This is a genomic window from Actinomycetota bacterium (assembly GCA_018333515.1).
GTDB lineage: Bacteria > Actinomycetota > Aquicultoria > Aquicultorales > Aquicultoraceae > Aquicultor.
Map to the genome: position 1 here is coordinate 90,313 of JAGXSZ010000001.1, position 21,908 is coordinate 112,220.

Below are 21,908 nucleotides of genomic sequence, written 5' to 3' on the forward strand. Positions count from 1 at the left end.
CATCAATCATAAATTAGGCGGTGTCATTGCGAGGAGCGACAGCGAAATTTATTAAAGCCGACGGAAATAAGTATGCGGGAAGGCGCCAATAATAGCTACGTTGCGAATGGCTGGTCCGCACTGACAGCAAGTGATGGCTCGTCTACGGTCTCGGCTTCGACCGGGGCTTCCTTTACACCCTCGGCGATAAGCACCTTATCGAGCGCGTAAATCGCGACTTCGAGCTGCGACTCGTCCGGTGTGCCGGTGGTCAGTTTTTGGAGCATCAACCCCGGCCACATCAGGATTTTCATAACCGAAAGATGCGCGTATCTTGCCGCGATTCGCGTAATCTCATAAGAGACACCCGCCACTATCGGAATCAAGATAAGCTTGCCGGCGACTCTGCTCAACACGTTTGTCGTCGGCAAAAACGAGAAGCTGAAGATGGCTACGACCATGACTATAAGCATAAACGCGGTGCCGCACCTTATGTGTAGCGGGCTGTATTTGGCGGCATTCCGCGGGGTGAGTTCTTCCCCCGCCTCATATGCGTGGATGACCATGTGCTCGGCGCCGTGGTATTGGAATACGCGCTGAATATCTTTGACGCGCGATATCACCAGGATATAGAGGACAAAGATGCTTATACGGAAGATGCCTTCGGTGAACGCAAAGAGAAAGCGGTCCTCAATTACGGCGCTCGCCGTCCTCGTCAAGTAAAAAGGGAGGACCATGAAGAGCCCGATTACGAGGGCGAACGCCAGAAGCAGCGTCGCCACCATCTCTTTCGAGCTTATCTCCTCTTCCGCCTCACCTAAGGAAAGGTTCGCGGAGAGCGATATCGTCTTGATGCCGAGGACAAAGGTCTCCGCCAAAACAACGATACCCCTGAAAAGAGGTTTCTTGAAAATAGGCCAGCGCTCGCTAATCGATTTGAATGGTTCGTCTACAGAGACAATCGTATCATCGGATGAGCGGACGGCAAGGCTCCAATGCTTGGGCCCTTTCATCATAACGCCCTCGATGACCGCCTGCCCGCCGAAATATGGTTTAGCCATAGCACCTAGCCTATATCGCCCTTATTATTACGTGTGATTATCGAAATATCGTCTTGCTTAAGCTTGCTCTTCTTCGGCTTTCTTCTCTTCCTCTTCGACGTTTGTGACGGCAAGACCATATTTCTTCTGGAATCGCTGCACGCGGCCGCCGCTATCGACAAGTTTCTGCTTTCCGGTATAGAACGGATGGCATTTCGAGCAAAGCTCTATCTTCAACTCGGACTTCGTTGAGCGCGTCTCAAAAGTCTCGCCACACGAGCAGGAGACCTGCGACTTGACATAGTCGGGATGAATCCCTTTTCTCACGACTTTCACCTCCAAAAAAATAGTTCACAGCAGAATATATCCCGCTGCCGTGAACTTTAACCTCGGTTAAAATTAGTTAAAATTAGCTAAAACCGCACTAATGTTATAACATAACAGGTTTTGATTGACAACAAAAGAGGTCTGCTCCGAAAATAGCGGTAAAGTGGCTATCGGTGCAAGAATCATTACCTCGACTTCGAAATCTGCATTAAAAACTCCGTATTCGACTTAGTCTCCCTCATCTTATCGATGAGAAGCTCGATCGACGCGCCCGAGTCGAGCGCGTGAAGCACTCTTCTGAGCTTCCATATAAGCTGGGCCTCATCGGGCGGCAAAATAAGCTCTTCCTTACGAGTGCCGGATTTGTCGATATCGATTGCCGGGAATATTCGCTTGTCGGCGAGTCGGCGGTCGAGATGGAGTTCCATATTGCCGGTTCCTTTGAATTCCTCGAAGATAACCTCGTCCATCCTGCTGCCGGTATCGACCAGGGCCGTAGCCAAAATCGTCAAACTGCCGCCGTATTCGATATTTCGCGCCGCTCCGAAGAACCGCTTTGGAGGAAAGAGCGCCGTCGAATCGACGCCGCCGGAGAGAATTCTCCCGCTCGCCGGTATCGTCAAGTTATATGCCCTGGCCAGCCTGGTAACGCTGTCGAGCATGATTACGACGTCACGCCCGTGCTCGACGAGGCGTTTTGCCCGCTCAAGAACGAGTTCGGCGACTTGGACATGGTTATCCGCCGGCTGGTCGAAGGTAGAACTGACGACCTCGCCCTTGATGGAGCGCTCCATGTCGGTGACCTCTTCGGGTCGCTCATCGACGAGCAGGGCCATCATGTGGACTTCCGGGTTGTTGGTCGTTATCGCATTGGCTATCTGCTTTAGAATGGTCGTCTTACCGGCCTTCGGCGGCGACACTATCAGGCCACGCTGCCCTTTTCCAATCGGCGCGACCAAGTCGATAATCCGCGTAGTCACATCGTTAGGCTTGGTTTCCAGAAGAAATCTCTCGTTCGGATAGATTGGCGTAAGCGACTCGAACTGCGCGCGAGTGCGCGCGGTGTCCGGCTCCGCCCCGTTTACCGCCTCGATACGCAGGAGCGCGTTGTACTTCTCGGTATCCTTAGGCGACCTTACTTGCCCCTCGACCTCGTCTCCGCGACGCAAGCTGAAACGGCGTATCTGCGACAATGAAACATAAATATCGCCCTCGCTCGGCAGGTACCCTTGCGTTCGCAAGAAGCCGTAGCCGTCGCCCAAGATATCGAGGATGCCTTTACGCAGGAGCAACTTCTCGTCTCGGGGCTCCTCGGCTACATGCATTCTCGGCGGGCGTCTGGTTTCCGCATGTGTTCCGGTCACGGTTGGCCCCGCCGCCGGCGCCTCCGCTATCGCCGCACGGCCCGGTTGCGCCGCAAGCGCCGGTTGCTGGGTCTTTACCGGTTGCGCCGCGGTCTTTTCGAGCGCGCCGGTAATAGCCTCGACGAGTTCGCCCTTCCTTAATGTCGCGACACTCTTTATACCCAACTCCATTGCGATAGGCCGCAACTCCACTAATGTCTTCGATTCAAGTTGTGCTTTGTTCACGTCTTCACCTTCTTTACTGATTAGATATTGCTCTTTGGTCTATTTTGGCGTTGGGCGAAATATTTCTTTATTTGCACGCGTTCTCCTGAAGTTTTTTCCAGTCCTCGAGAAATCTCTCGATTCCGATGTCCGTAAGCGGATGCTTGACCATTGCTCTTAGAATATTATGCGGAACCGTCGCTATATCCGCACCCGCTAACGCGGACTGAGTTACATGGAGGGGATGCCGGATACTGGCTGATATGATTTCGGTTTTGATACCATAAATATCATAGATAGAGCCGATGCTGTCAAGTAGTTCGACACCATCATGGCCGATATCGTCCAACCTCCCTATAAACGGGCTGACGAAAGCCGCGCCGACTTGCGCGGCCAAGAGCGCCTGGTTCGCCGAGAATATTAGTGTCATGTTCACCCTTATACCCTCAGAACTCAGAACTTTAGTCGCGGCAAGCCCCTCTTCCATCATCGGTACTTTAACGACTACGTTCGGGGCGATGGCGGCCAGTTCGCGGCCTTCTTCGACGATGCCCTCGCGCGTCAGGCTCACCGCCTCAGCACTTATGGGGCCGGCCACAATCGACGCTATCTCGGCAATCGAACTCTTGAAATCCCCGCCCTCCTTGCTGCAAAGAGAGGGGTTTGTCGTAACACCGCGGATAATCCCGAGCGAATTCATCTCCTTGATATGCTCGATGTTGGCGGTATCGATAAAAAGTTTCATTTAATCCTCCTTTTTCGCCTCGTCAAGTAAACCCTTGACGCCTTCCTCGACCGGTCCTAAAACACGATTCAATACGACTTCCTGGGCCGCGATTATCGTCTTATCCAGGCTGTGGCTGACCAGAACCGGGATATCGTACTCGTGGGCCAAATCTACTATATAATCGCCGATCCTGCGAATCGATTCAAAATTATCACGGTAACGCTCGTACGGACGTGACCCTTCGGTCTGCGCGTCTCGGACATAGAAGTGGCTCCGGTGGAGTTCCTCGTTGTCGACGGTTATTATCAACGGTATGATGACCGCATTTTCGGACAACCTGCTTCGAATAAAACCGGGCACAACGTGGACGCCCTCGATGACCATGTTTAGACCTTCCTTAATCGCCCGATCCACGACGGCCCTAACGCCTACCGCGACGACCTTGGTCTGCTCGCGAAAGCCCGCTACCAACGGGTCGCCCTCGATTGGCCGGTTAATCGCCTTATAAGCCAAGAAAGTCGACTCATGGAGTGCGGGTATCAACTCTTCCGAGAGAACGGTCCTCATGACCTCGCGCAACGCATCCGTGGCTACGATATGCGTGATACCCAGACGATGAGCGAGCGTTGTCGCAATCGTCGATTTTCCGACACCTGTGGTCCCCCCTATCAGAATTATCATCGGGCGGTCGATATGGAGCAACGTCTGCCAACGCCGATAAGTATCGGCATACCCTTTGCCCTCATGCGAAAGGAGTTGTTCGTAAACGACCTGGCGCAGCGTTTCAACGCCTATCGAAAACCTGCCGGTCTCAATTAAATGCTGCTCGATGATCCTGGCCACCTTGTGCGACCGGCTCGGAGACAAGCCCGTCGCCGTTAACGAGGACGCTATAAGGCCCTTCGAAAAAGGCAAGCCGTGCCGGTCGTCGCTGATTACGATTTGCGATCTGTTCTCGTTGTCTTTAATCACTGCTCTTCCCGCCCGCAAAATTTTGTTTTGCCCGGTCCGCAACCCAAGTGACCAGGTCTTCCAGGTCGCCATCGCCTCCGATAACCACCGGCAGATTATCCATATACACGACTTCGAGGCCCAGTCCGAAGCCGATGCCGGTCACCACATCGACCGCCGCCGCCTTCAATTCGGTCAATAGCGTCGTGAACTTCCCCTCGGCCGCTTCGATATCTTGGCGCAACAACTTGCGGTTCGAAAGATTGGTGCTCACCCCGACCACCTCGGCATCGTATGTCTTTTCTAGGTGAGAGACGAGTTTGCCCTTCATCGAGGGCGGAGCCGTTGTCGCTAAAAACACACGTTTTCCCGCTATCGGCCGGAGCGGCTTCGGCCTGAAAATCGTATGCGCTATCTTCGCCTGCGGCTTAATACTTCTTATCGCTTGGTCTAACTGCTCGACCTTGTCTTTGTCCGCGATAGGCGGCTCGCACATCGATATTATGACCAAATCGGACAAGAGCACCCGGTATGTCCCGAAGTATCCGTCGATATAGTCTATCGGCTGTCCGGCCCCGATTGTAAGAATATGCGCGTCCGCGTGGACCGGCGGCAACGCCGAGCCGGAACCCTCCAAAACGACGAGATCAATGTCGAGCGCGTTAGCGATTTTGGCGCCGGCGGAAACATTCGAAATAAAAGGTTGACCGGCAAGCCCCCCGCCGCAACGACGACATCCGATTGCCGTTATACGGCTCGTCAAAGCATCCTCCAAGTAGTCGGAGGCGGCGTGCTTGCCCGAGCGCGCCAGGTTGAGTAAGTATTCCGGGGTCAGCTCGATCTCCCGACCCTCAATCAACTCCGGCGCGGGCGGCCCGCCGCGCCCCATCGCGATAACTCCCGGCCGGTAGCCCGCCTCATCGAGATGGCGGCAGATAAAGCCGGAAATCGCGGTCTTACCTACGCGCTTGCCGGTCCCGATCACACTTAGCGATGGTTTCCGCAAGACCTTCTGGAAAGCCGGCGGGTAGAACCAAAAATCGGCTCCGATATACGGGATACCCTTTGTCAGCACGTGGCTGGCGTAGAAAAAACGCTCTTTGTAGCCTATGACCGGCTCGTCACTGAGGTCTACGACGATTTCCGGGTCGAAGCGCTCGATTGCCATCAGGATTGCCGTCAGCGTGTCCTCGTCTTTAATAACCGGGCAACCGAGGTCATCGAACTCGCCCTTTTCGGATAATTTCTCGAGGCCGCCGACGAAGACCGCCCCGACCACATTATAATCATGATTATTAGCGAGGGTTTCCAAAGCGGACTTGATCACCGGAGGATAGTGTTCGCCGTCGATAAGCGCAATCGCCCGAGTTATGGCCGGCCACCTCCCGATACGACATCAGCCTCGACCCGCTCCCACTTGCAGTAATTCCTATCGTCGCAAGAGAACTCGGCGATAAGCTCACGGCCCCCATAGGGATATTTCCGAAATATCTTGATGTTGTCACGCTCGTCTATCTCGACGATGTTGTAACAAGGTTTCGTCTTGCCGCGAAGCCGCAGGCTGGAAGCGGTACCCGCGTTTACTACCACCAGGCTCTCGAGCCTCCACACATACGGTACGTGCTTGTGGCCGCATAGAACGAGGTCGATGCCGCAGTCTATCAAGACTTCAAGCAAATCACCGGCATCATAGACCATGCTTCGCTCGCGGCCGGTGCCGGGAACCGGAAGCAAGTGGTGGTGGAGGGCGAGAATCTTGAAGTAGCTGTCGTCTTCGAAAGCATCTTTCAGCCAGGCGTAACGCTCGCGGCCGATACGGCCGTTGTCGAGGTCGGGCTCGCTTGAATCGGTACCGACTATCATCATGCGGTCGAACGTGAGCACGCGGTCGCGCTCACCAAAGAACTCCTCGAAGTGGACGTATCCTACGTTGCGAGAGTCGTGGTTGCCGGGGATAAAGAGCCGGCGCTCACACTCTATCGTCGATAAGAAGGTCTGCGCCGTCGTGTATTCCTGGCGAAAGCCCGCATCCGTAAAATCACCGGTGCATATAACGGCATCGGGCTTGAGTTCGTTGAGTTCCTCTATGGTCCTGCTCAATAGGTTCGGGATAAAATACTGTGACCCTATATGGAGGTCGGAGATGTGTGCGATTGTTATAGGGGCTTTATCGCCCATAAAAATTCCTTTCCTTTCTCGATGCGCTCTTGGCGCATCGAGGCGCCGCGCCTTCGCGTATTGTTCTTCTGTCGAAAGAAACACACGCATAAAATCACAGGATTTATTGCCGGCTATACGCGAAAATGCTCAATTCTGAGGAACCACTTCGAGGCGCGCTAGGCATCGGTCTTTGGCTCTACAAGCCACTCGATAAACCAGAGAATCACTGCTATAAGCGCAGCTCGAACAAACGAGCGCAGTAATCGTTTTAAAAAACCCATCTCGATTCCTGTCTGTCCAGCTTTAGCATCGACCAATGTTACCGTACCTTTACGACCGATGCAAGCAAATTATGATGTTTGTTTGTTTGTTCCAATCCGCGCCCCCGCGCGAGGGGCGACCACAACGCACGCGGCCCGACAAAAATATGCTGTATGGAATCACAGGATGGGTCGAGGGTTTCGGATAGTTCGCTTTTGTTAAGTCCCCGCAAACGCGTACCATCAAAACTGTCTTGTAATCTTTAACCTAGGTTGCCCTCTATTTTACTCGTTTTAACTGCCGGGTCAACATCAATACCGATTAATCAGAGAGATCCGCGCTACCGGCCGGCGCCGTCAACTCTTGACGGTTACGCCTTCCAAATCGAACTCCAGGGGAACCGCCGCGTAATCCCGGTCGCGCTCCGCAAGCACACCGCTTATAAGCTCTACATATTCGACCTCTTTCGACCTCGCTACGAGACAGAGAATGCTTGGGCCGGCGCCGCTCAGCGCCACGCCGATATCGGGATAGCCGTTAAGCGCCTCTATCACCCGGTCCATACCCGGGATAAGGGTCGCCCTGTATGGCTGGTGGAGCCGGTCTTCCATGGCGTCTCTTAACATATCCGGCCTTCCTTCGAGGAGCGCCGCGACTAAAATGCTAGACCTCCCGATATTGAAGACGGCATCGGCCATCGCGACGCTTTTCGGCAACACCGAGCGGGCTTTTTTCGTCTCCAGCATGCTCGATGGTATGAGCACCACCGGCTTGATATTCTTCGACGGTTTCAGCGAAACGGCTCGGACCGCCGATTGACGTTCGTAGCATATGGTGAAGCCGCCAAAGACGGCCGGGCCCACATTGTCGGGATGGCCCTCTATTTCGGCGGCAAGCGCAAAGATATCCTGTCTGGACAACTGCCCGCCGCAAAGGTCATTGGCGGCTGCCAGCCCGCCGACGATCGCCGTCGAACTGCTCCCCAACCCCCTCCCGAGCGGCACCCCTATATCGATGCCGATACGAAGGCCGCCGGCCCTGTGGCCGACCTCATCGAAGAGCCGCTTCGCGGCGATATATGCGAGGTTATTTTCATCCCCGCAAAGACGCTCGGCGCCGTCTCCGGAGACCTCGACGACCAGCCCGCTCTCGATTTCGGCGAGCGTGAATGTGTTATATAGATTCAAGGCCAGGCCTAAGACGTCAAAGCCCGGTCCCAGATTCGCAGTCGTAGCCGGCACAATGGCCTGTACCATAACCTTACCCTCGGATTATTTTTCGACTCATTTTGTTCGCGGACCAAAAACAGTGCCGGCATTGCCGACCCCGGCCGTTATTCTACACTGCCCCGAAGATGACCTTTTCGACCGCGGTCAGCGTCGCTTCGGTCTCGATGACTTTCCCGCCCGTCTTTATCGCGGTATCGGGGTCTTTAAGCCCGTGACCGGTAAGGACACAGACGACCCGCACGCCCCTGGAGACGCGCCCCGTCTCAACCATCTTTATCAGGCCCGCCACCGACGCCGCCGAAGCCGGTTCCGCAAAGACACCCTCGGTAGCCGCGATAAGCCGGTACGCTTCGAGTATCTCCTCATCGGTCACCATATCTATAAAACCGCCCGAATCCTGCGCGGCTGAAACCGCCTCCTGCCATCTGGCCGGATTTCCGATTCGGATAGCCGTCGCTATGGTCTCGGGATGGTCCACCGGGTGTCCTAAGACAATCGGCGCGGCACCCGCCGCTTGAAAGCCTATCATCTTGGGCAACCTCTCCACCTTACCCGCCGCCGCGTAATCCTTAAAGCCCCGCCAATAAGATGTGATGTTACCGGCGTTGCCCACCGGAATCGCGAGATAATCCGGGGCCGAGCCGAGCGCGTCGCAAACCTCGAACGCCCCGGTCTTCTGCCCTTCAACCCGATATTGGTTGAGCGAATTGACCAGCGTTATCGGGTACTCCTGGGCGAGGTCGCGCACGATCTTAAGGGCCGCGTCGAAGTTGCCCCGTATCGCTATTACCTGCGCGCCGTGCATCAACGCTTGCGAAAGCTTGCCTAGCGCTATCTTGCCCTCGGGGATAAGTACGACACACTTGATGCCGGCACGCGCCGAATACGCCGCCGCGGACGCGCTGGTATTTCCGGTCGAGGCGCAGATAACCGCCCTTGACTCCTCTTCCAGCGCTTTGCTTATCGCGACCGTCATACCCCGGTCCTTGAAGGAACCGGTCGGGTTTAACCCCTCGTATTTGAAGTATACGTCGCATTCCAGCTTCCTGCTAATGCTCTCCGCGCGAATCAGCGGGGTATCGCCCTCGTGGAGCGTACACACCGGGGTCGCCTCGGTCACCGGGAGAAAATCCCCGTACTCTTCGATCAGTCCTCGCCAGCCCATAACTTACTCTTCCACCCTTATCACATTACAGATTTTATTGACGACATCCAGCCGCTCTATCTTCTTTAGTGATTCCCTAAAGTTCTTCTCTTTGACCATATAAAAACCGAAAACGAGTTCCGCGCCGTCACCGCGGGTGTTTTTCTGGATAACGCTCTCGATGCTCACGCCGTCCTCGCCGAAGACCTGCGATATTTTGGCGAGCACTCCGGGCCTATCGGCCGCTTCCAAGCGCATATAGTAGCGCGACGTTACCTCATCGATAGCTTTGACCTTCTTGCTCTCGAAACAACTGCAGGCCGCGCTGCCGACTTTGTTGAGGCTGATATTGAGCGCCACTTCAAAGACATCGCCGACGATGGCACTCGCCGCGGGCAGGCTCCCCGCGCCCGGCCCGTAAAACATGACCTCGCCGACCGCGTCGCCCTCGACAAAGATGGCGTTCATCACACCGGAGACCTGCGCGAGCGGATGGTCCGCCGGAATCATCGCGGGATGAACCCGCACGTCGACCCCGTCTTCGTCCTCTTTGGCCAGCGCGAGCAGTTTAATCGCGTACCCCATTTCCTTGGCGTACGCGATATCCGCCTGCGTTATATCCATGATACCCTCGGTGTAGACCTGCTCGGGAACGACCCGGCTGTTAAACGCAATCGATGCCAAAATCGCTATCTTAGCCGCGGCATCGTCGCCCTCGACATCGGCCGTAGGGTCGGCCTCCGCGAATCCCAAATCCTGCGCTTCCTTGAGCGCCGCCGCGAGCGGCATCCCCTCATCGACCATCTTGGTGAGGATATAGTTAGTGGTGCCGTTTACAATGCCCATCACCCGAGAGATAGTATTACCTGCCAGGCAATATTTGAGCGGTCGTATTATCGGGATGCCCCCGCCGACGCTGGCTTCGAAAAAGAGGTCTACGCCTTTTCTCTCGGCGAGTTCAAGGAGCGCGCCGCCCCGGCTCGCCATCAACGCTTTGTTCGCGGTGACGACGTGTTTGCCGTTTTCGAGCGCGTTTTTGATAAAGGTGTAAGCGGGCTCGATGCCCCCTATCACCTCGACCACGATATCCACGTCGGGATGATTGATGACCTCGTTGGCGTCGCCCGACTGCTTCTCGACCGGTACTTTGCCCTCGAGAAGCTCCCGCGCCTTCTCGGCGACTAAGACAACGCGCAGGTCGGCACCTAAGCGCCGCGCCAGCTTCGATGCTTTTGCGCTCAGTATCCGGTAGACTCCCGAGCCTACCGTGCCGAAACCTATGATTCCGATGCCGATCTTCTTATTCAAGACTCTTCCTATTCCCCTAAGATTAAAATACTATCTTACCCTTATTAAAGCCCGGTATCGAGCCTGACCAGGTCATCGAGGGTCTCACCCCGAACTATTACGCGGGCCGCCCCCTCTTTTACCATGATAACCGGCGGGCGCGGCTGGCGATTATAGTTGTTGGCCATCATATACCCATAAGCGCCGGTCGCCGGCGTGCAGAGTATATCCCCCGCTTTCGGGTACGGCAACATCGTATCTCGCACCAAAATATCGCCGGACTCGCAATGCTTTCCGGCCACCGTCACGAGCGCGTGCGCTTCGTCCTCCACCCTGTTAGCGAGGAGCGCTTCGTATACCGCGCCATATAGCATCGGGCGCAAATTGTCCGACATCCCGCCATCGACCGAGACGTAAGTGCGAATACCGGGAATATCCTTGATGGTGCCGACCGTGTAAAGCGTGACTCCGGCATTCGCGACTATCGAGCGGCCGGGCTCGACCATGATTCTCGGAACCGCGAGCCCGAGGCGCGCCGCTTGCTCTTTGACGCCGGCGACGATGACACCCGCGTACTCCTCGATGGTCGACGGCTCATCGACCGCCTTGTATTTGATACCCAAGCCGCCGCCGGTATTTAGTTCACCCACGACAAAGCCGGTCTCTTCCTCGATATCGTGGACGAACCCCATGATTATCTCTATCGCTTTGGCGAACGAGCCGAGTTCGAATATTTGCGACCCGATATGCGCGTGGATTCCTTTTAGGTCGATATTGCCGAGTGTCAGCGCCTTTTTTACCGCGCTCATCGCCAGGCCGTCATGGAGGCCAAACCCGAACTTGCTATCGAGCTGGCCGGTCTGAATAAAGTTGTGGGTCTGGGGTTTTATCCCCGGCGTGATTCGCAAGAGAATATCCTGGGTCATACCTTTTTCAGCCGCTATCGTGTCGAGCAGTTCGAGTTCGTGAAAACCGTCGACGACTATTCGGCCGACCCCATGCTCCAACGCCAGGTTAAGCTCGGCGGGGGTCTTGTTGTTGCCGTGAAAAAAAGCTTTCGCGACAGGAAAACCCGCTTTTACGGCGGTGTACAGCTCGCCTCCGGACATGACATCCAGCGACAGACCCTCTTCTTGCGCCAACCGGCACATCGCGACCGATATAAACGCTTTGCTCGCGTAAATGACCTCGAAATCTTCGGTCTTGCTCGCAAACGCCGCCATATAGGCGCGGCATTGCCCGCGAATCGTCTCCTCATCCATGACAAAAAGCGGCGTGCCGTACTCCTTGACGAGTTCCACCGCGTCACAACCGCCTATTTCCAAGTGGCCTTTTGAATTAACCTTTGATGTAACCGGCAAGACCAAGATAAACCTCCTGAAAAACGATTCCCCGCGAAGAATAATATGACAAGCTACGGCCTGCCGACTGAGTAAGTTTAACATAAGGATTGCGGCATAGTCAAAGGTAGAGCAGGGTCTTGAGCGTCGAAGCGGCCACAAGATAATACCGATAATCCGCTTCAGTTGAACCACCTCAAAGTGATATAATGATTGTTTGTTGATGCATCCATAAAAGCAAAGGTAAGAGATGATAAACGAGAGACTGGCCGAACTGATACGCGATGCGCTGCTGCGGGCTCAACGCGATGAGAGACTGCCCGCCGTGGAGATACCCCAAATCGTTCTCGAACGGCCGCGCGAGAAAGCGCACGGCGATTGGTCGACCAATATAGCGATGGTCCTCGCGGGCCAAGCCCAGATGCCCCCGCGAGCGGTGGCGCAAGTCATCGCCGAGGCACTCGGCGATGACACATCTATCAACAAAGTAGAGATAGCCGGCGCCGGGTTTATCAACTTCTACCTGAGCAACGATTGGCTCTACGAGGTCTTGCGGGATATCGAGCGCGAGGGCGAATCGTTTGGCCATTCGACCGCGGGCCGGGGAGAACGTGTCCAGGTCGAGTTCGTCAGCGCCAACCCGGTGGGGCCGATGCATATCGGACACGGCCGCTGGGCGGCGGTCGGCGACACGCTCGCCAATGTCCTGACCGCTCGGGGCTACGATGTGGAGCGCGAGTTCTACATCAACGACTTCGGCAATCAGATGAACATCTTCGGCAAATCGGTCGCGACAAGATACGTCCAGCTCCTCGGTCGAGACGTCCCCTTTCCCGAAGAAGGCTACCGGGGAGAATACATAAGAGACATCGCGCGGGAGATAAGCGCGGCCGAAGGAGACGCGTATCTCGATATCGCGGAGAGCGAGCGTGAATCGCTTTTCTTGGAGCGCTCCTATAAGCAGGTCCTCGAGCATTTGAAACTGACACTGGAAAAAATGGGGGTCGTCTTCGACTCCTGGTTTAGCGAGCGCGAACTCCACGCGTCGTCCGCGGTCGACAAAGCCATTGCCGGGCTGCGCGAAAGCGGTTACGTCTATGAAGAGGACGGGGCGGTCTGGTTTAAGGCGACCGCGTTCGGCGAAGAAAAAGACCGCGTGCTCATACGCGCCAACGGCGAGCCGACCTACTTCGCCGCCGATATCGCTTACCACAAAAACAAGCTCGGGCGAGGATTCGATAGACTGATAAATATCTGGGGCGCCGACCACCACGGCTATATCGGTCGCATGAAAGCGGCTGTGCGGGCGCTCGGCTACCCCGCCGACAAGTTGGAGATAATCATCGGGCAGCTCGTAAACTTAATGCGCGGCGGCGAGCCGGTGCGCATGTCGAAGCGGACCGGCGAGATGGTCACGCTCGACGAGCTTCTAGAGGAGGTCGGTCGAGACGCCGCGCGCTTCTTCTTCCTGATGCGCGGCACCGACAGCCCGCTCGACTTCGATATCGAACTGGCCAAAGAGCAATCGAATGAGAATCCCGTATATTACGTCCAATACGCGCATGCCCGCATATCGAGTATTGTGAGGTTCGCCGAGGCCGAGGAGATCGACCTATCCGGCGATATCGACTACCGGCGGCTGGAGACCGAGCCCGAGTTCGACCTTATCCGAAAACTCGCCGAGTGGCCGGAGGTGCTCGAACGCGCCGCGCGGCAGAGGGCGCTCCATCCGCTCACCGCTTACGCGCAAGAACTCGCCGCGGTCTTCCATTTCTTCTATACCAAATGCCGGGTCGTCACCGACGATAAAGCGTTGTCGACCGCGAGAATGGCCCTCTGCGACGCGACTCGGACGGTTCTGCGAGGCGTCTTGACGGTGCTCGGCGTCGCCGCGCCGGAAAGGATGTAGACCTCTCATGAAGCTCGGCCTGCACATCTCTATCGCCGGCTCGCTCATGTTGGCGGTAGAGCGCGCGCGCAAGCGAAATTGCGAGACCATCCAAATCTTCGCCGGCAACCCTCGCAACTGGGGCCGCTGGAACCCCGATAAGCATGATGCGGCGGACTTTAGGGCCGCCTGCGCTCAATACGGGATAAGCCCGGTCGTCGTCCACGCGCCATATCTGGTCAACCTCGGCGCGCCCGATGAGAAAATCTATGACCGCTCCAAGGGGGCGATCGCTAATGGTTTGCGGGTCTGCGATATAATCGGCGCGCCTTACTATGTCGTCCATACCGGCAGCTCGGTCACGTCAAGTAAGCCCGATGGAATGCGTCGTGTCGGAGTCGCTCTCGCCGAGCTTATCGCCGCGGACGACTCCGGCGTGGCGATTCTTCTGGAGAACATGGCCGGAGCCGGCTCGAGCTTGGGTGTCACCTTTGAAGAGCTTGCCGAGATAATAGAGATTGCGGGCGGCGGCGAGCGCCTCGGCATATGCTTCGACACATGTCACGCGTTCGCGGGCGGCTACGACCTCGCGACTAAGACCGGTGTGGAGGGTACCTTGCGCGCACTCGATACGACGCTCGGCATGGCGCGCGTCGGACTCATCCATGCCAACGACTCGAAATACCCGCTGGGCACGGCGCACGACCGCCACGCGGCCATCGGCGAGGGCTATATCGGAAACGCCGGTTTTGACTACCTGCTCAACCATCCGCTGCTCACCGGTAAACCGGTAATCCTGGAGACACCGCGCCAGACAGTCGCCGATGACCTTAAAAACATCTCCGTACTCCGGGATATTAAAGGCAACCGCTTGCGAAAAACGGAAAATATCCTTGATTATTCGCGTAATACCCAAATATAACTTGACACTAGTACTATTTTAGCGTCATAATGTGCTTAGCGTTGTCTTTATTGACATGTAAATAGCGCTACAATATAATACAGAACAGTTACTCGTCTGCTACATTATTAAAACAGGGGCTTCAGTACGAATATCACAACAATGTAGCTGTAATTTAGGAGGTATTGCGTGACAAAAAAGACAGTCCGAATCAGAAAGAACCGGGTTGGGGTAGGTTCCGGCCTGGGGGAACTTGAAGCCGACATCATGAGAGTCGTATGGCAACTCGGCGGCGCGACCGTCAAGGATGTTTTCGAAGAACTCTATCCCGACAAGCACTTAGCATACACGACCATTATGACCGTGATGAGCCGCTTGGCCAATAAGAACGTGCTCAAACAAGACCGCTCCGGCACCGCATACATGTATACGCCCAATGTAAGCCAGGAGGACATGGCCAATTCGATGATCACGCAGGTCGTCGAGAAGGTTATGGGCGGCCGGGTCGCTCCGGTTGTCTCGTTTCTGCTCGACAAAGGCGATATCGATGAGAAAGAACTCGATAGAATCAAGCAGGCTATCCGGGACAAAAAGAAAGAACTCGCGGCAAAATAGTCCGACAAGACTTTCGATAGAATTAAAAAGCCGTGCTCTCTGAGAGAGCACGGCTTTTTAATTTTGTAATTTTGGGGTCAGGTCTTTAATTTTTAGCCTCCATCCAAGAGCACGGCGTTTTAGTTTTAATAATGATACGGTTCGCCCCTGATTATCTTGAACGACCGGTAGAGCTGCTCAAGAAGTAACACCCGTGCGAGTTGGTGCGTATAGGTGAGTTTGGAGATCGAAAAGCGCATGTCCGCCGCTTTGAGGATTTCCTCAGCAAGGCCGAGTGGGCCGCCGATAATAAACGCCATGCTGCTGGTGCCCCCGACCATCAGCATCTCTATCCTATGCGCCAGCCCGGGCGAAGAAAGCTCTTCTCCCCCGCGATCCAAGGCGACGGTAAACCACGAACCGGAGAGCTGCTTGCGAATTTTAGCCGCTTCGCGCTCTTTTACCTCGCTCTCGGACAACTGCCCGATATCCTCTTCGGGCAACTCGACGACTTCGATTTTCGCGAACCGGGAAAGCCGGGTCTTGTAGTCGTCGATGCCCTCCCTTAAATAGCGCTCTTTTATTTTACCTATAACGATGACCTTTATCCGCACCGTCGCCCCGCTACCGCTTCGGTTTCTCGACGAGGGTAAGCTCTACCGTTTTCTTGTCTTTACCCCGGTAGTAGGTCAGCTCTATCTTATCGCCGACTTTCTTCTGCCTGATTAAGACGAGCAACTCGTCCATCGTCTCGATCTTCTCGCCGTCTATCGCGGTTATGACGTCGTTCTTCTTCAAGCCTGCTTTTTCAGCCGGGGTCCCCTTGAGCACGTCGAGGACGATAGCGCCATTTGAGACCGCGAGTTCAGAGGTGTCGACGAGCACGTCATCGATGTTGCTCCCCTGGATACCCATATACGGGTGGCTCGCCTTGCCTTTTTCGATTAGTTGGTCGGCGACATTCCGCACGGTCTCCGAAGGTATGGCAAAACCGACGCCCTCGGTCACGCCGCTGCTCGATATGATGAGCGTGTTTATGCCGATGACCCTACCCTTGGCATCGCTGAGCGCACCACCGCTGTTTCCGGGGTTTATCGGCGCGTCGGTCTGGATAAGGTCGGTATATGTCGTGACTTCATTCCCGCGCGAATCAGGGATGCTCACGGTCCTGTTCAGGGCGCTGATAATGCCGGACGTTACGGTGTGCTCGAATCCGAACGGGCTGCCGATGGCGACGGCAATCTCTCCTACCTGCAAGTCTTTGGTCGAGCCAAACTCGGCAGCCGGAAGTCCTTTCCGCTTTATTTTTATTACGGCGAGGTCCGTCTCCCGATCGGCACCGACTAGGGTCCCTTTTATCTCATCGGTGCCGACAGTGACGAATATATCCTTCGCGCCCGAAACGACATGGTTATTGGTCAAAATGTATCCGTCTTCCCTATAGATGACGCCCGAGCCCGCACCGCTGACGACATCGGGATGGAACGGCTCCTCTATGGATTGACGTACGTTGATATTTACTATCGACGGCCGGAGTTTCTTCGCGACCGCCGTTACCGGCGAAACCGCTCCCTTATCGACGGCTATAATCTCAGTTGCGCCATTGCCGGATATGCCCGACCCCCCGCCAAAGACAGCCGCAGGCGAGCTTCCGTACATATACGGCACCAGATATGTCGCGACCACCCCGCCGACTATGGCACTGACAAACGCCAGCGCGATGATTAAGGCGGAGATATTGCGCTTGCCGTCGCCGCGGAATCGACTCTCCGCGGTCTTAGGCGAACTCTGCGACGGAGCCGAGCCAACCTCTAAAGGCTCGGATAGCCCTTCCCGTACCTCGACCTCTTTTTCCTCGAAATCTCTTCGCTCTTCCATCTCCGCATCCTTTCCGACAATCACCGACGACCACGTCTACGGCGCTAAATGACCGGCCACATTACCCTTGGCTACCGTCAACAGCGACTCGACACGCGCTCGTCGGGTAATGATCTTTTAAGCCTGTACTAAACAATTATAGTAAAACCGTCCCCATAATGACAGTATCCAAATAAACCCGCACACGACAAAAGACTTAGTTCTCGAGTCTACGCGAGCCTTCTTTGGGTAGTTGTCTTACGCGTCTATGTCTCTATAGCTTTTCCCCAATCGATGCGTGTTAATAACAGCGCGGCGGAAATCATTAATCGATTGCCATGCATGCAAGCTTTGCGGAAAAGGGCTTTGCGGTATCGTTGCCGGGGCTTTCTTCGGTCAAAACGTTTACGAATCAACTCTCCGCGAGACGGCTTCTGAGGTGCGACTCGATCTTGCGCTTAATGCGCTGGAGCGCGTTGTCGATCGACTTGACATGCCGGTCTAGGTCGTCGGCTATCTCCTGATACGACCGCCCGTCGATGTAGAGCTTGAGCACCTTCGCCTCTAACTCGCTGAGTATCCTGCTAAAACTAGACCTCATGCTCTGCATCTCCTCGCCGCTGATGATCAAATCGATAGGGTCGGTAATTTCTTCGCCGCAGAGCAGGTCGGCTAAGAGCCGGTCCGATTCATCCTCGAAGTAGACCGGCCGGTTGAGCGAGACATAAGAATTGAGCGGGATATGTTTCTGGCGCGTCGCCGTCTTTATGGCGGTGATTATCTGCCGGGTTATGCACAATTCGGCAAAGGCCCGGAACGACGCTTGTCTATCGTCTCGATAATCTCTGATGGCCTTGTAGAGACCGATCATCCCTTCCTGCACGAGGTCGTCCCAGTCGGCGCCGATAAGAAAATAGGCGCGCGCCTTTATCTTGACGAAGTTTTTATATTTGTGGAGCAAATGCTCGAGAGCGGCGTCATTGCCTTCGCGCGCCGCAACGACAAGTTGCGGGTCGGAAAGTGTCTCGAAAAATATCGCCGGATGGTGCCGAGATGGTTCCGTTTGTACTTGCACTGCCTGCTCTCCTTTTGTCTACGATGAAATGCAAGTCGGCTCATCCCGCATGCCCTCGGTTGCCCAGGGCTGTTGTCGCTCTCGTGATGCGGATGATCGATAACGAATTTTTATTATAGACATCATACCGCTTTACGTCAAGAACGTCAGGGTAAGACATTCGAGTAATCGTCGATACTTGCCGGACTATTTAAGGGTGCCTAGTCATCACCCATTACGATTTGCTCCAGCGCGCGTCGAATAGCGCCGTCGATGCGCTCTTCTAGCTGGAAGCGCGCGCGTTTAGTTGTTTTTTCCTCGATATCGCGGGCGGTCGACTCGAATTCGGCGACCAGCTCCCGACTGCTCTTTCGCAACACGCCGTTTCGAAAAATAACTTTTTGCTGACTGTAGTCGGAGGTGGCGACAATCACATCTCCCTCAAAGGTAAGCTGCGCCGCCATCCTCTCGATCATAGAGTCGGCGGTCTCGCCGGCCCTGGTAAACCAGACGTCGATTCCGAGAATTCGTGTGTTCGCGCGCCCGCGCGCGTTCGTTTTCGCCGCGTCGAAGACGAGGACTACCTCGTAGCCGCGGAGCGCTTTGAGCGTCGCGAGGTCCTCGATAAGCTTGACGCGGGCGAGTTCGAGGTCGCTATCGCGCCACTTGTTATAACGGTCGGTCGCATATATCAGATTATATCCATCCACGATAAGAAGTTTTTTCATAAAAATACCTTGCCCGACGCTTCCGGCTCCCCCGAGACCCGCCTCTGGCGCAGCGCCTCGTAGAGCAAGACCGCGCCGGCGACACTGACATTGAGCGATGAGATCTCACCCCTCATCGGAATCGCCGCCAAAAAATCACATTTCTCCGCGACGAGACGCGACAAGCCGCCGCCCTCACTGCCGAGAACCACCACGAGCGGCATGTTAAAGTCGATATCATAATAGGCGCGCCCGGCTTTCTCGCTCGCGCCCACGACCCAAAAGCCCATCTCTTTCAATTCATCTATCGCGTAGGAAAGGTTGCTTACCTGGGTAATATCGACATAAGCCGTTGCCCCCGCCGAGGCCTTGTGGACAGCCGCGGTGACCGGCGCCGAACGTCGCTTGGTGACGACCACCCCCGCCGCTCCGGTCGCGTCGGCGCTTCTTATAAGCGCGCCGAAATTCTGCGGGTCGGTCACGCCGTCGAGAAGTAAGACGACCGGTTTAGCCGTAATATCCAACCGCGAGCAGAATTCAGAGAAGGGTAGGTATTCGTAGGCCGAGATATACGCTATTACGCCCTGATGGACCCGCGAGCCCGCTATGTCGTCGAGCCTATCCTTATCGACCGTATCGATGCGAACGCCCTGCTTTCTCGCCAGGGCTTCTATTTTGTCTAAAATATCTGTCGACTTCGACTCTTTTGCGATGAGTATCTTCTCGACGCGCCCGGCGCTTCGCAAGAGTTCATAGACAGTACGCCTGCCTTCTACCGTCTCCAAACCAATTCCACCTAAGCCTTTAACTTCCATCTAAAGCCGAGCGGCGTATCTTCGATCTCGATACCCGCGGCCGCCAGACCGTCTCTTATCTTATCAGCGAGCGCCCAGTCTTTGCCGTTGCGCGCATCTACCCGCCGCTCCAATATCTTGTCGAGCAGCTCCGCTTTGCTCGCCCCATCGACTGCGCTTACAAAAACTTCCGAAGCCAGCCGGTAGAGATCATCGGGAAGCTTATCCGCCAAGTCGCCCGCTTCGGGCAACCCCAAATCGAGCCCGACCGCACCGGATAGGGCTACCAGAAGCGCGTCGGCTTTCTCAAGCAGCTCCCGGGCGTCCAAGGTCATCTCACCATACGCTTCGATAAAGGTATTTACCTCTTTTACGAAGTCGAAGAGGGCCGCTATCGCGGCCGCACTGTTAAAGTCATCATCCATCGACTCGATAAACTTCTCCCGCGCACCCTTCAAGCCTGCGCTTAGGCCATCCATCAGCGCTCTCTTCTCGCCTAGCACGGTCACCGACGGCGCCTCCAGCGCTTGACGGATACGCCGCCTGGCATTGAGAAACCGCTCGTAAGCCGCCTCGGCCTCGACCAGCTTGTCGGGGCTGAAATCTATCGGGCTCCGATAATGCGTGCCTAGCGCGAGCAAGCGCAAGACATTCGCGTTCGTCCCTTGCAGCAGCTCGCGCACTAAAACGATATTGCCGACCGATTTAGCCATCTTCTCGTCGCCGATATTGACCATGCCGCCGTGGAGCCAATACTTGGCGAATGGTTGGCCGGTATAGCTCTCGGTTTGAGCGACCTCGTTCTCATGGTGCGGAAAGATAAGGTCCCTCCCGCCGCCGTGTATGTCGAAGTTGACGCCCAGGTACTTCACGGACATCGCGGTACACTCTATGTGCCAGCCCGGTCGACCCTGTCCCCAGGGACTATCCCACGCCGGCTCGCCCGGTTTCGCCGCTTTCCACAGCGCGAAATCCATAGGATGACGCTTCCTCGGGTCGATTTCCACCCGCTCGCCGGCTCTCATATCATCGAGCGACCGGTGCGACAATTTCCCGTATTCGGCGGCGCTCGCTATCTCGAAGTAGACGTCCCCGTCGACCGCGTATGCGTGGCCTTTTTCTATAAGCCGCTCGATTATCGCTATCATCTCGCCGATATGCTCGGTCGCTTTCGGCTCCAAGGTCGGCTCGGCCAGACCCATGCTCTTGACATCTTCCCAGTAGCCCTCGATGAATCGCTCGGCTAATTCCCCGGGGGAGACCCCCTCCTCACGCGCCTTATTTATTATCTTGTCGTCCACATCGGTCAGATTGCGAACATATGTGACATCATACCCCTTATATCTAAGATAGCGATAGATAATGTCGAAAGAGAGGTACGTCCGCGCGTTTCCGACATGGATGAAATTGTACACCGTCGGGCCGCAGATATACATGCCGACCTTGCCCGCGTCGCGCGGCACGAAATCTTCTTTCTTCCGGGTCATCGTGTTAAAGACTTTAAGCGACATTATCTATCGACACCACCTGATTGATTTTCGTTCTGTTCATTATTGACACAACACGGCATAATATCGAACCGGCAAACGATAACACGCCTCTCATTTTTGGCTCAACGATTACTCTCATTTAGGCCTGTTACCGGGCCTTCTCGGCTTCTTCGACGACCGTATCTATTCGCCCCAGCGCCTCTTCTTTGCTTAAGATATCGAGGATGTAAGGCAGCTCCGGTCCCTTTGCGCTGCCGGTCAGAGCTACGCGCACCGGCATGAACAGGTTTTTTCCGGTTATGCCGCGCTCCTTAAAACGCTCGCGCAAGCTTAAGACGACCTCTTTGCCGGCATCGAAATCGAGTTCGCCGCGCGCGACAAGGGTGTCGCGCAGCTCGTTGAGGACTTCCAGCAGGCCGGGTCGGGAGAGCCACTCGCGCGCTTCCGGCTCTATCTCGAACTCGCTCAGAAATATTTTAGCATAGGCCGGTATCTCGGCGAGAACGGTTAGGTTGCCGCGGACCGCCTCGACAATTTGGACGAGGTGCGCGAATTCGTCTTCGAGCGGCTCGTCCCCGTCGATAAGGCCCGCTTCTCGCAGGTACGGCAG

The 21,908-nt window shown here is 55.6% G+C and carries 21 protein-coding genes; 3 read left to right on the top strand and 18 right to left on the bottom strand.

Annotated features, from left to right (window positions below; genetic code table 11):
- Window positions 1–95: 95 nt before the first annotated feature.
- The 11 genes from KGZ93_00430 to lysA form a co-directional block, all read right to left on the bottom strand.
- Window positions 96–1,040 (bottom strand): DUF1385 domain-containing protein, encoded by a 945-nt coding sequence (locus KGZ93_00430; protein MBS3908091.1) that lies wholly within the window; start codon window positions 1,038–1,040, stop codon window positions 96–98.
- Between the two features lie 57 nt (window positions 1,041–1,097).
- Complete coding sequence (gene rpmE, locus KGZ93_00435) at window positions 1,098–1,346, bottom strand: 50S ribosomal protein L31 (GenBank protein MBS3908092.1); 249 nt, start codon at window positions 1,344–1,346, stop codon at window positions 1,098–1,100.
- Between the two features lie 185 nt (window positions 1,347–1,531).
- Window positions 1,532–2,935, bottom strand: a complete 1,404-nt coding sequence (rho, locus tag KGZ93_00440) for a transcription termination factor Rho (GenBank protein MBS3908093.1) — start codon at window positions 2,933–2,935, stop codon at window positions 1,532–1,534.
- Between the two features lie 67 nt (window positions 2,936–3,002).
- Complete coding sequence (fsa, locus tag KGZ93_00445) at window positions 3,003–3,659, bottom strand: fructose-6-phosphate aldolase (protein ID MBS3908094.1); 657 nt, start codon at window positions 3,657–3,659, stop codon at window positions 3,003–3,005.
- Window positions 3,660–4,613 (bottom strand): 2-phosphoglycerate kinase, encoded by a 954-nt coding sequence (locus tag KGZ93_00450; GenBank protein ID MBS3908095.1) that lies wholly within the window; start codon window positions 4,611–4,613, stop codon window positions 3,660–3,662.
- A complete protein-coding gene (locus KGZ93_00455) occupies window positions 4,606–5,982 on the bottom strand; it encodes a 2,3-diphosphoglycerate synthetase (GenBank protein MBS3908096.1) in 1,377 nt (458 codons plus the stop codon). The genes KGZ93_00450 and KGZ93_00455 overlap by 8 nt, the downstream gene beginning before the upstream one ends.
- Window positions 5,961–6,770 (bottom strand): metallophosphoesterase, encoded by an 810-nt coding sequence (locus tag KGZ93_00460; protein MBS3908097.1) that lies wholly within the window; start codon window positions 6,768–6,770, stop codon window positions 5,961–5,963. Before KGZ93_00460 ends, KGZ93_00455 begins: the two co-directional genes overlap by 22 nt.
- 599 nt (window positions 6,771–7,369) lie before the next feature.
- Window positions 7,370–8,269 carry a homoserine kinase gene (locus KGZ93_00465; protein ID MBS3908098.1) on the bottom strand — a complete coding sequence of 300 codons (900 nt, stop codon included), beginning with the start codon at window positions 8,267–8,269 and terminating at the stop codon, window positions 7,370–7,372.
- An 82-nt stretch (window positions 8,270–8,351) separates the two neighbouring features.
- Window positions 8,352–9,407, bottom strand: a complete 1,056-nt coding sequence (locus KGZ93_00470; GenBank protein MBS3908099.1) for a threonine synthase — start codon at window positions 9,405–9,407, stop codon at window positions 8,352–8,354.
- A gap of 3 nt (window positions 9,408–9,410) precedes the next feature.
- Window positions 9,411–10,694 carry a homoserine dehydrogenase gene (locus KGZ93_00475; GenBank protein MBS3908100.1) on the bottom strand — a complete coding sequence of 428 codons (1,284 nt, stop codon included), beginning with the start codon at window positions 10,692–10,694 and terminating at the stop codon, window positions 9,411–9,413.
- 44 nt (window positions 10,695–10,738) lie between these two features.
- Complete coding sequence (gene lysA / locus KGZ93_00480; protein MBS3908101.1) at window positions 10,739–12,040, bottom strand: diaminopimelate decarboxylase; 1,302 nt, start codon at window positions 12,038–12,040, stop codon at window positions 10,739–10,741.
- 223 nt (window positions 12,041–12,263) lie between these two features.
- Here lysA and KGZ93_00485 point away from each other — a divergent pair, with 223 nt between their 5' ends.
- The 3 genes from KGZ93_00485 (at window position 12,264) to KGZ93_00495 (ending at window position 15,417) form a co-directional block, all read left to right on the top strand.
- The gene (locus tag KGZ93_00485) at window positions 12,264–13,922 is read left to right on the top strand and encodes an arginine--tRNA ligase (GenBank protein MBS3908102.1); all 1,659 of its coding nucleotides are present in this window, start codon (window positions 12,264–12,266) and stop codon (window positions 13,920–13,922) included.
- A 7-nt stretch (window positions 13,923–13,929) separates the two neighbouring features.
- Window positions 13,930–14,823 carry a deoxyribonuclease IV gene (locus tag KGZ93_00490; GenBank protein MBS3908103.1) on the top strand — a complete coding sequence of 298 codons (894 nt, stop codon included), beginning with the start codon at window positions 13,930–13,932 and terminating at the stop codon, window positions 14,821–14,823.
- A 168-nt stretch (window positions 14,824–14,991) separates the two neighbouring features.
- A complete protein-coding gene (locus tag KGZ93_00495) occupies window positions 14,992–15,417 on the top strand; it encodes a BlaI/MecI/CopY family transcriptional regulator (protein ID MBS3908104.1) in 426 nt (141 codons plus the stop codon).
- A gap of 125 nt (window positions 15,418–15,542) precedes the next feature.
- Here the strand turns inward: KGZ93_00495 and rlmH are convergent, their stop codons facing one another.
- The 7 genes from rlmH to KGZ93_00530 all read right to left on the bottom strand — a co-directional run.
- The gene (gene rlmH, locus KGZ93_00500) at window positions 15,543–16,010 is read right to left on the bottom strand and encodes a 23S rRNA (pseudouridine(1915)-N(3))-methyltransferase RlmH (GenBank protein ID MBS3908105.1); all 468 of its coding nucleotides are present in this window, start codon (window positions 16,008–16,010) and stop codon (window positions 15,543–15,545) included.
- 10 nt (window positions 16,011–16,020) lie between these two features.
- Window positions 16,021–17,274, bottom strand: a complete 1,254-nt coding sequence (locus tag KGZ93_00505) for a trypsin-like peptidase domain-containing protein (GenBank protein MBS3908106.1) — start codon at window positions 17,272–17,274, stop codon at window positions 16,021–16,023.
- 391 nt (window positions 17,275–17,665) lie between these two features.
- Window positions 17,666–18,289: an RNA polymerase sporulation sigma factor SigH gene (gene sigH, locus KGZ93_00510; GenBank protein ID MBS3908107.1), complete on the bottom strand. Its 624-nt coding sequence runs from the start codon at window positions 18,287–18,289 to the stop codon at window positions 17,666–17,668.
- A 239-nt stretch (window positions 18,290–18,528) separates the two neighbouring features.
- Window positions 18,529–19,035 carry an NYN domain-containing protein gene (locus tag KGZ93_00515; protein MBS3908108.1) on the bottom strand — a complete coding sequence of 169 codons (507 nt, stop codon included), beginning with the start codon at window positions 19,033–19,035 and terminating at the stop codon, window positions 18,529–18,531.
- On the bottom strand, window positions 19,032–19,799 hold the full coding sequence (gene rlmB, locus KGZ93_00520; protein MBS3908109.1) for a 23S rRNA (guanosine(2251)-2'-O)-methyltransferase RlmB: 768 nt from the start codon (window positions 19,797–19,799) through the stop codon (window positions 19,032–19,034). Before rlmB ends, KGZ93_00515 begins: the two co-directional genes overlap by 4 nt.
- 11 nt (window positions 19,800–19,810) lie before the next feature.
- Window positions 19,811–21,319: a cysteine--tRNA ligase gene (cysS, locus tag KGZ93_00525; GenBank protein MBS3908110.1), complete on the bottom strand. Its 1,509-nt coding sequence runs from the start codon at window positions 21,317–21,319 to the stop codon at window positions 19,811–19,813.
- Between the two features lie 127 nt (window positions 21,320–21,446).
- On the bottom strand, window positions 21,447–21,908 hold a 462-nt coding region (locus KGZ93_00530), incomplete at its 5' end, for a glutamate--tRNA ligase (GenBank protein ID MBS3908111.1).